The organism is Planktotalea sp., assembly GCF_039984035.1.
Taxonomy (GTDB): Bacteria; Pseudomonadota; Alphaproteobacteria; order Rhodobacterales; family Rhodobacteraceae; genus Planktotalea.
Map to the genome: position 1 here is coordinate 1 of NZ_JBDWVM010000102.1, position 8,913 is coordinate 8,913.

12 protein-coding genes are annotated in these 8,913 nt (G+C 53.7%); 11 read left to right on the top strand and 1 reads right to left on the bottom strand.

Annotated features, from left to right (window positions below):
- The 4 genes from phnD to ABJQ89_RS04415 form a co-directional block, all read left to right on the top strand.
- A partial coding sequence (gene phnD, locus ABJQ89_RS04400) for a phosphate/phosphite/phosphonate ABC transporter substrate-binding protein (RefSeq protein ID WP_348495052.1) occupies nt 1–590 on the top strand: 590 nt, incomplete at its 5' end.
- Between the two features lie 65 nt (nt 591–655).
- Nucleotides 656–1,531: a phosphonate ABC transporter, permease protein PhnE gene (gene phnE, locus ABJQ89_RS04405; RefSeq protein WP_348495053.1), complete on the top strand. Its 876-nt coding sequence runs from the start codon at nt 656–658 to the stop codon at nt 1,529–1,531.
- Nucleotides 1,528–2,841: a phosphonate ABC transporter, permease protein PhnE gene (gene phnE / locus ABJQ89_RS04410; RefSeq protein WP_348495054.1), complete on the top strand. Its 1,314-nt coding sequence runs from the start codon at nt 1,528–1,530 to the stop codon at nt 2,839–2,841. Before phnE (ABJQ89_RS04405) ends, phnE (ABJQ89_RS04410) begins: the two co-directional genes overlap by 4 nt.
- Nucleotides 2,841–3,458 (top strand): DapH/DapD/GlmU-related protein, encoded by a 618-nt coding sequence (locus tag ABJQ89_RS04415; RefSeq protein ID WP_348495055.1) that lies wholly within the window; start codon nt 2,841–2,843, stop codon nt 3,456–3,458. Before phnE (ABJQ89_RS04410) ends, ABJQ89_RS04415 begins: the two co-directional genes overlap by 1 nt.
- Here the strand turns inward: ABJQ89_RS04415 and phnF are convergent.
- The gene (gene phnF, locus ABJQ89_RS04420; protein ID WP_348495056.1) at nt 3,455–4,174 is read right to left on the bottom strand and encodes a phosphonate metabolism transcriptional regulator PhnF; all 720 of its coding nucleotides are present in this window, start codon (nt 4,172–4,174) and stop codon (nt 3,455–3,457) included. The genes ABJQ89_RS04415 and phnF overlap by 4 nt on opposite strands.
- An 81-nt stretch (nt 4,175–4,255) precedes the next feature.
- On the opposite strand from phnF, the gene phnG reads away from it, so the two are divergent.
- From phnG to ABJQ89_RS04455, 7 genes are all read left to right on the top strand, one after another.
- Nucleotides 4,256–4,711, top strand: coding sequence for a phosphonate C-P lyase system protein PhnG (phnG, locus tag ABJQ89_RS04425; RefSeq protein WP_348495057.1), 456 nt, complete (start codon nt 4,256–4,258; stop codon nt 4,709–4,711).
- Nucleotides 4,711–5,274, top strand: a complete 564-nt coding sequence (gene phnH / locus ABJQ89_RS04430) for a phosphonate C-P lyase system protein PhnH (protein WP_348495058.1) — start codon at nt 4,711–4,713, stop codon at nt 5,272–5,274. The genes phnG and phnH overlap by 1 nt, the downstream gene beginning before the upstream one ends.
- Nucleotides 5,274–6,362, top strand: coding sequence for a carbon-phosphorus lyase complex subunit PhnI (locus ABJQ89_RS04435; RefSeq protein WP_348495059.1), 1,089 nt, complete (start codon nt 5,274–5,276; stop codon nt 6,360–6,362). The genes phnH and ABJQ89_RS04435 overlap by 1 nt, the downstream gene beginning before the upstream one ends.
- Nucleotides 6,359–6,958: an HAD family phosphatase gene (locus tag ABJQ89_RS04440; protein WP_348495060.1), complete on the top strand. Its 600-nt coding sequence runs from the start codon at nt 6,359–6,361 to the stop codon at nt 6,956–6,958. Before ABJQ89_RS04435 ends, ABJQ89_RS04440 begins: the two co-directional genes overlap by 4 nt.
- On the top strand, nt 6,955–7,812 hold the full coding sequence (locus ABJQ89_RS04445) for an alpha-D-ribose 1-methylphosphonate 5-phosphate C-P-lyase PhnJ (protein WP_348495061.1): 858 nt from the start codon (nt 6,955–6,957) through the stop codon (nt 7,810–7,812). The genes ABJQ89_RS04440 and ABJQ89_RS04445 overlap by 4 nt, the downstream gene beginning before the upstream one ends.
- The gene (gene phnK / locus ABJQ89_RS04450) at nt 7,809–8,579 is read left to right on the top strand and encodes a phosphonate C-P lyase system protein PhnK (RefSeq protein ID WP_348495062.1); all 771 of its coding nucleotides are present in this window, start codon (nt 7,809–7,811) and stop codon (nt 8,577–8,579) included. The genes ABJQ89_RS04445 and phnK overlap by 4 nt, the downstream gene beginning before the upstream one ends.
- A 3-nt stretch (nt 8,580–8,582) precedes the next feature.
- Nucleotides 8,583–8,913: ATP-binding cassette domain-containing protein (locus tag ABJQ89_RS04455; RefSeq protein WP_348495063.1), on the top strand; the 331-nt coding region annotated here is incomplete at its 3' end.

Below are 8,913 nucleotides of genomic sequence, written 5' to 3' on the forward strand. Positions count from 1 at the left end.
TGAACCTCGATGGCTCCATCGGTTATCACTCCATCGGTTTTGCGCGTGTCGACAGTGGCCTCGCATCTCTTGATGATGTGAAGGGCAAGGTATTTGGTTTCGGCGATCCTAACTCCACATCTGGCTACCTGATCCCATCTATCGAAATTCCTGAGATCACAGGCGCGACAATGGACAGCGGCGACTATTTCGGTGAGGTAAAATTCACGGGTGGTCACGAGCAGACAATTCTTGCTGTTAAAAACGGCGACATCGACGCTGGTGTGACTTGGGCCGATGGCCAAGGCAACTGGGAAGACGGCTATAACTTCGGCGCGCTGCGCAAAGCTGTTGATGCGGGCCTTGTTGATATGAACGATTTGGTTGAAATCTGGCGCTCAAAGCTGATCCCAGGTGAACCAATCGTCATGCGCAATGCACTGCCAGACAGTGTACGTGCCAGCGTAACAGAGATCATGGATACACTTGGTGAAACAGACCCTGAATGCGCCTATGGTGTGGGTGGCGGTGAAATCCAAGGGTTCGACCCAATCACGCATGACGCCTACACATCCATCGTCGGCGCACGCCGCGCGAAAATTGGCGGCTAAGTCATTTTTTTGACGTGTCCGGTGGCCCTGCTAGGGCCGCCGGTTTTATTTTCGAGGCTCGGCATATGTCAGACACGACCATCGGGTCCGCGCGCAATAGCGTTGACGGCATTCATCCAAACTACATGCAGCAACTCCAGCGACGCAGGCTCTATGGTGGGCTGACGTTATTGATTTTCGTGATCTTGATGGTCTCCGGTTTCAATATCGCGGATGATCGTAATGCAGGTGGGTTCTGGGACGGTTTACATCAAATCGGTGATTACCCAGCAGATGTTTTGTCAGAAGCCTGGAGGGATCGTGCGGGATTGCCCGCATTGATCGCCAAGTATTTTCCAGCGCTCATAGAAACGATCAATATCGCGGCGGTTTCAACGCTTGTCGGTGCGTTTGGCGGGCTTTTTCTAGCTTTGTTCGGAACACGTGGCTTGGCGAAGTGGCCGAGTTTGATCCAAGTCTTTCGCCGCATCTCTGATGTTATGCGCGCAGTGCCGGAAATCGTCATCGCGCTTATGTTGATCTTTGTTCTGGGCAGTGGTCCCGTACCTGCGATGATCGCTATTGCGATCCATACCGCAGGTGCTTTGGGTAAAATGTTTTCGGAGGTTGCTGAAAATGTTGATCTTAAACCGCTCGAAGGTTTGGAATCTGCCGGCGCAACGTGGTCGCAAAAAATGTTGCTGGGTGTTCTGCCGCAAGTTGCGCCAAATTTTGTCAGCTACGCATTGCTGCGCTTTGAAATCAATATTCGTGCCTCGGCGATCCTCGGTTTCGTGGGTGCAGGCGGTATTGGCTATGAATTGCGCAACGCGATGGGCTGGGGTCAGGGCCGTTTCGATGATGCCGCAGCAATTTTCATCCTTCTTTTTGGCACGATCGTTTTCTTTGATCAGGTGTCCAGTCGCTACCGCAACCGATTAACTGAAGGGCAGGGCCAATGAACGCGATTGAACTGCATGCAACTAAAGGCGCAGCCGATGCGCTGTTTCTACGCAAACGATTGATGGGCTTTGGCATCCCTACGGCGATCTTGCTCTACTTTGCTTATATTTTTGTTGCGTTTGATTTTGCGGGTCTCGCTCAACGTGCCAATTTCGATAATGCAGTTACGCTTGCATCGGACAGTTGGTCCCACAAGGTCCATGTGACACGTGATAATCGCTCAGGCGAGGTGACCTATGCCATCGAAGGCGAGCGAAAAGGCAGATATCCAGATGGGCAGCGTCCTGATTGGGTCAGCGGCGACGAAGTAACGACCATCGATCTAGGCACGGAACACATCGTTCGCTATTTGCCCAATAGCCGGACCGAGATCAGCATTCCAGGTTTTCCTCTGATTGAGGTTCAAGCCGAGGGTCGCAGTGTGACGAGCAACTTGCCTGAACAAATGCCCGATTGGATTTCTGCATCGGAGCGTCGGATCGCGATCAAGACCCCGGAAGGGCGCATTACGATGACGGGGGCACGTACCGAGGTGTTCAACTATTTCCCCGGATGGGAACTGTTCTGGTTCACGCTTGATAGCCCTTATCATGGTAAAGGTTTGGGTGAAATTCTGTTCGGTGCTCAGATTGACCCGACACGGGCCAATCTCCTTGGCGCTGTTTCGGATTGGTGGAACAACGCAATGTGGCGGCACAAGGATGTCGCTTGGGCGATTGGCGAAACGATCCTTATGGCGTTTCTCGGCACGATGGGCGCGGCCATTATCGCACTGCCTTTGGCCTTTCTCGCGGCCAGACGGTTCTCCCCGCTTATGTTAGTGCGTGCCAGCACGCGCCGTTTGTTTGACTTTGTGCGCGGCGTGGACGCGTTGATCTGGACGGTTGTTCTGGCACGGGCGTTTGGCCCCGGTCCATTGACAGGCGCATTGGCGATCTTGATCACAGACACGGGGACATTCGGTAAGATATTCTCTGAAGCTTTGGAAAACGTGGATCAGAAACAGATCGAAGGTGTGTCCTCTACGGGGGCAAAGCCGCTGCAACGATATCGTTTTGGTGTGATCCCTCAGGCGGTTCCGGTGCTTTTGGCGCAAGTTCTCTACTTCTTAGAATCTAACACGCGGTCGGCCACTATCATCGGGGCAATCACCGGTGGCGGTATTGGTTTGATGTTAACGCAAGCCATTCAGACGCAAAAAGACTGGGAAGAGGTCGCATACTACATTGGTTTGATCGTGATTATGGTGATGCTAATGGATTGGTTTTCGGGCTGGCTCCGCGCGAAATTGATTGGGCGTAAAGACTGATGCCGCGTTTGAACAAGAACAAACCCTTTTTGCATCCCGATTGCGAGATCACCGAGAGTACCTTTGGGGCCTACGTTGAGATCGGCAAAGGCAGTCGCGTGGCGTATTCTGAACTTGGGGATTACAGTTATTGTGATCGCTATGCGGATATTGCAAATGCGCAGGTTGGTAAGTTCTCCAATATCGCAGCGTTCTCGCGCATTGGAGCGACGGACCACCCTCTCGACACGGCATCGTGTCATCACTTTCTTTACCGCTCTGACGATTATTGGGCGGACGCAGGTCGGGATGAAGCTTTCTTTGCACATCGCAAATCAAGAGTGGCCTTTATTGGTCATGATACTTGGATTGGGGCAGGCGCTATGATTAAGCCTGAGGTCACCTTAGGTGACGGCGCCGTTGTTGCATCGGGTGCTGTCGTGACCAAAGATGTTGATCCCTATACCATCGTCGCAGGAACGCCTGCTAAGCCTTTGAGGTTGCGACAGCCACGCGAAATTGCGGATCGGCTGATTGCTTTGGCCTGGTGGGATTGGTCGCATGGGGCTCTTGGAGGTGCGCTCGACGACTTTCGCACTCTAAAGGCGGAGGCCTTTCTCGAAAAATACGAGAGTTAAGATTCCAAAGTCAGTGTTATCCGATCTCCCGCGAACCACGTGCGCCCGTATTCTACCGCTTGGCCATCTTCGCCTATGTTCACGCTTGATGTGCGCAGTAGAGGATCGCCCTCTGAAACTTGCAAATGAAGCGCATGGGTTGCCCTTGCACGCACTGCGGTGAGCCGTGTCGTTGCGCGCGTGTAGTCGTTAACGCCCAGCGCGCGTAGTGCTTCAGTGACACTGCTGGTGTCTTGTAGGGCAGACGCCATGCCAGCCAATCGGGATAAGGGAAAAACGCTTTCGAAGACGGCAATAGGCTGGCCATCGGCAAGCGATAAACCGTGGTAGGCACAGACGGGATCACCCGTATTAATAACGAGGGCTTTTGCCTCCCCATCGGTCGCTGCGCGTTCTTCGACGTCTAGGATTTGCTTTTCAGGACGACGTCCGGCTGCGATCAAGTTTTCGTGGAAACGGACACGTTGCCCAATTGGATAATCCGTTGGAATTGCGGCGACAAAAGCGCCAGCGCCACGTCGTGTACGGACCAGTCCCTCTTCAACCAGCGCGGAAATGCCATGCCGTACAGTATGACGATTGACGCCAAAGCGCTCTGCCAATGCGGCTTCAGTCGGGAGCTTGTCACCGGGGGTATAGCGCCCCTCTGCGAGATCGCTGCGCAGCGCATCAGCGATGGCTTTCCAGATCGGGGTTTTGGGGGTTGTGTCACACAAAATTCACAAAACTCTTCTTTTATCAAATGTCGAATATGGTAAGATATGTATAGTTGTATAGTAATTGAAAGAGTTGTCGAGATGAAAGACACTTTTGACGAAAAATCCCCGCGTCAGGCTTGGATGAGCTTGCTGGCAAAGGCGCCTGAGGGTCGCGTTGCACGCGTTCTGGACGATGCGCTGACGCGTCCTGACTTTTCCTGGTTAAGAGCGCCAGAGATCGGAAGCACGATGGTTCGCGCGCGAGCGGGCGGAACGGGTGCGCCGTTTAATCTTGGGGAGATGACCGTGACGCGCTGTGCTCTCACCTTAGAAACGGGTGAGGTTGGCCATGCCTATATCCAAGGCCGCCGCAAAGAGGATGCCGAAGCTGCTGCGCTTGTGGATGCGATGATGCAAACAGACGCGGCGGACCTAGTGCGCACCTCTGTTTTGCTACCCTTAGAACATGAAATGACCACGGCTAAAGCGAAGCGCGCTGCGAAAGCAGCGGCGACTAAGGTTGAGTTCTATACGATGGTTCGAGGAGAAGATTGATGCAGCCTGAAACGCTTTCTGGTGGTTTTTCTGATCCAGCAATTCAATCCGCCCATGCATTTCGCAGCGTGATGGAGGCGATGGCGCGGCCCGGTTCGATTTATGAGATCAGCGGTGCAATGCCTCCAGCTCCTTTGTCCAAGGCGGCGGGCGCGGTACTGCTCACACTTTGCGATACAGATACACCGATCTATCTGGCTGGCAGCGCGGATTGCGACGCTGTACGCGCTTGGCTCGCCTTTCACACTGGCGCGTCTTTGGTTGGTCCCTCTCACTGTATGTTCGCGCTTGGAACTTGGGAGGCGCTGAACCCCCTCACCAACTATTCAATTGGCACGTCTCAATATCCAGATCGATCTGCAACGTTGATCGTCGAGCAGCCCGATCTGTCTCAAGGTGGCGCGATTCTTGAGGGCCCAGGTATCAAAACCACCGCCTCATTGTCGTTGCCAGATGTGCAGGCATTCCAGTTCAATAGCGGGCTGTTTCCTTTGGGGCTCGATTTTATTTTCACAGCGGGCGAACGCGTTGCGGCGTTGCCTCGATCGACAAAGGTGTCCTGATGTATGTTGCTGTAAAAGGCGGAGAGCGGGCGATTGAGAATGCCCATGCATGGCTCGCCGAAGAACGTCGCGGGGATACACAGTTCCCTGAACTTAGCGTTGCACAAATACGCGAGCAAATGACGCTCGCTGTGAATCGTGTGATGGCGGAGGGGTCGCTTTTCGATACCGATCTTGCGGCTTTGGCGATTAAACAGGCGCGCGGTGACTTGATCGAAGCGATCTTTCTGATCCGCGCCTATCGCACAACATTGCCCCGCTTTGGCGCGTCAGAGCCTGTTGATACCGGTGCGATGACCTGTGACCGACGCATTTCAGCGACGTTCAAGGATTTGCCAGGCGGTCAAGTTTTAGGGCCAACCTTTGATTACACTCATCGCTTGCTTGACTTCAAACTTGCGGCCGATGGCGACGTGCCCGAAGCGCCATCGCGCGATATTGAACCTGCTCACGTGCCTCATGTGACGGAGTTTCTAAATCGCGAAGGTCTTATTGAAGACGCGCCGCGTGACGATAGCGTTCCACCAGATTTGACACGTGCCCCCCTAGAGATGCCAGCGGAACGTGCTTTGCGATTGCAAGCTCTTGCGCGTGCAGACGAGGGTTTTACGCTTGGTCTCGCATATTCCACGCAGCGCGGATACGCGCGTAACCATGCCTTTGTGGGCGAGCTGCGGATCGGCGCTGTTCCTGTGGAAATGGAAATCCCCGAACTTGGTTTCGCAATTGAGATTGGCGAAGTTACCCTCACCGAATGCGAGACAGTGAACCAATTCAAAGGGTCTAAGACAGAGCCTCCTCAGTTTACGCGTGGGTATGGTTTGGTCTTTGGTCAAACAGAGCGCAAAGCGATTTCGATGGCGTTGGTAGACCGCGCTCTTCGTTGGGAAGAATTGGGCGAAGACTATGAGGGCGCTCCGGCGCAGGATGCTGAATTCGTTCTCTATCATGCCGATAATATCCAAGCGACGGGCTTTCTCGAACATATCAAACTGCCTCACTACGTGGATTTTCAGTCAGAGCTGGAATTGGTTCGAAAATTACGTCATGAGGCCAGTGCGGACCAAGCTTTGGAGGCCGCAGAATGACCGTAAATACCGTAGTCTTCGATATCGGCGGAGTTCTGGTGGATTGGCAACCGCATCTGGCTTGGATCGAAGATCTTGGCGAGGCAGGCGCTAAGTCCTTTTTGAACAGGGTCAACTTCGACAAGATCAATGTCGCTTGTGATGGCGGCGCTTCTTTTAGCGATGCGTTTGATCTGATTGAGGACCCTGAAGATCGGGAACGTCTCGCGCAATATGTTCCGCGTTTCAGCCGTGCGGTTCCCAATAAGATCACTGGTACGTGGGACGTTCTTTACCAGCTGCTCGACAATCATGTGCCGCTGCACGCCATCACCAACTGGTCTGCTGAAACCTGGCCCGAAGGATTAAAGGCGCATCCTGAGTTAGGGACAATCTTTGGCAGCACTGTGGTCTCTGGCGAGGTGGGCGTGTTGAAGCCCAGCGTCGAAATTTATCATCTCCTGTGTGATCGCGCTGAGGTTCGTGCCGAGAATTGCGTCTTCATTGATGACGGTTTGCACAACTGCCTTGGCGCGAAGGCGGCAGGTATGGACGCTATCCATTTCACCAGCCCGAGCAGCTTGAAAACCCAACTGAAGGAACGGGGTCTCCTATGACGTATCAGGCCTATAACTTTGCCTACCTCGATGAGCAGACCAAGCGGATGATCCGACGCGCGATCCTAAAGGGCTTGGCGATTCCAGGGTATCAGGTGCCTTTTGCGTCGCGTGAGATGCCGATGCCCTATGGTTGGGGTACGGGGGGCGTTCAAGTTTCGGCAGCGGTTTTGACACCATTGGATCGTTTCAAAGTGATCGATCAAGGGGCGGACGACACGACCAATGCAGTTTCTATCCGTACGTTCTTTGAACGCACAGCAGGCGTCGAAACAACGACCACGACCAGCGATGCGAGTGTCATTCAAACGCGCCACCGTATTCCTGACGAGGCGCTCAGCGAAGGCCAAATTCTGGTCTATCAGGTTCCGATCCCCGAACCGCTTCGTTTTCTTGAACCGCGCGAGAGCGAGACGCGAAAAATGCATGAGCTCGAAGAATACGGCCTTATGCACGTAAAACTTTATGAGGATATCAGTCGCCATGGTCATATCGCGACCTCGTACGCCTATCCGGTTAAGGTTGTAGGTCGCTATGTCATGGATCCTTCGCCTATCCCAAAGTTTGATAATCCAAAATTGGGCGATATGGCTGCGATCCAACTGTTCGGCGCTGGACGTGAGCAGCGGATTTATGCGCTGCCGCCCTATACCGAAGTGATCAGCCTCGATTTTGAAGATCATCCATTTGAAGCCTCAAAAGCGGATCATTCGTGCGGGCTGTGTGGGTCGGACACCAGCTATCTGGATGAAGTCATCATCGATGACGCTGGCGGACGCATGTTTGTCTGTTCAGACACTGATTATTGCAACTCACGTCAAGTGGCGGGTTACAAGGGAAAGGATGCAGCATGACACCTTTGCTTTCTGTACAAGGTCTTTCAAAAAACTACGGTACGCATATTGGCTGCGCAGACGTGTCCTTTGAGCTCCATCCGGGCGAAGTCATGGGCATTGTCGGAGAAAGTGGGTCAGGTAAATCAACTTTGTTAAACTGCATGGCAGGGCATTTGAGGCCCGACACGGGTGAGGTTGTCTTTGACACCCGAGCAGATGGCCCCCGTGATACGCTCACCATGTCAGAGCCCGAGCGCCGTATGTTGTCGCGTACTGATTGGGCTTTTGTGCATCAACATGCGCGTGACGGCTTACGTATGGGTGTCAGTGCCGGTGGCAATGTAGGCGAACGATTGATGGCTGTCGGTGAGCGTCATTACGGCGATATCCGCGATAAGGCCACGGATTGGCTTGCGCGCGTAGAGATCAATGCGGATCGCATTGATGATCGTCCCGATACGTTCTCAGGGGGCATGCAGCAGCGTTTGCAAATTGCGCGAAACCTCGTCACTGGGCCGCGTTTGGTGTTCATGGATGAGCCTACGGGCGGCCTTGATGTGTCTGTCCAAGCGCGTTTGCTCGACTTGGTGCGCGGCCTTGTGCGCGATATGGGGCTGTCCGCGATTATCGTGACCCATGATCTCGCGGTGGTACGTTTATTGGCGGATCGTTTGATGGTCATGAAATCTGGCCACGTCGTTGAAGCCGGTCTTACGGATCAGGTGCTCGATGATCCGCAGCACGCCTATAGCCAACTTCTTGTCAGTTCCGTTTTGCAGGTATGAACCATGATTGAGCTAAAGAACGTTTCAAAAACTTTCACCTTAGAAAATCAGGGCAGCGCCGTGATTGAGGTGATCCATGATGTGTCTCTTACTGTTGGCAAAGGTGAGTGCGTCGCGCTGACGGGCGCTTCTGGTGCTGGGAAATCGACGCTGATGCGTATGATTTATGGAAACTACCTGACACAGGCTGGTGAAATCCGCATCGGTGACGTTGACCTCGTGCAGGCCGAGCCAAGAGAGATCATCGCACTACGCCGCGAGGTACTGGGCTATGTTAGTCAATTTCTGCGCGTTGTTCCTAGGGTCCCAACGTTAGAGGTCGTGGCTGAACCGC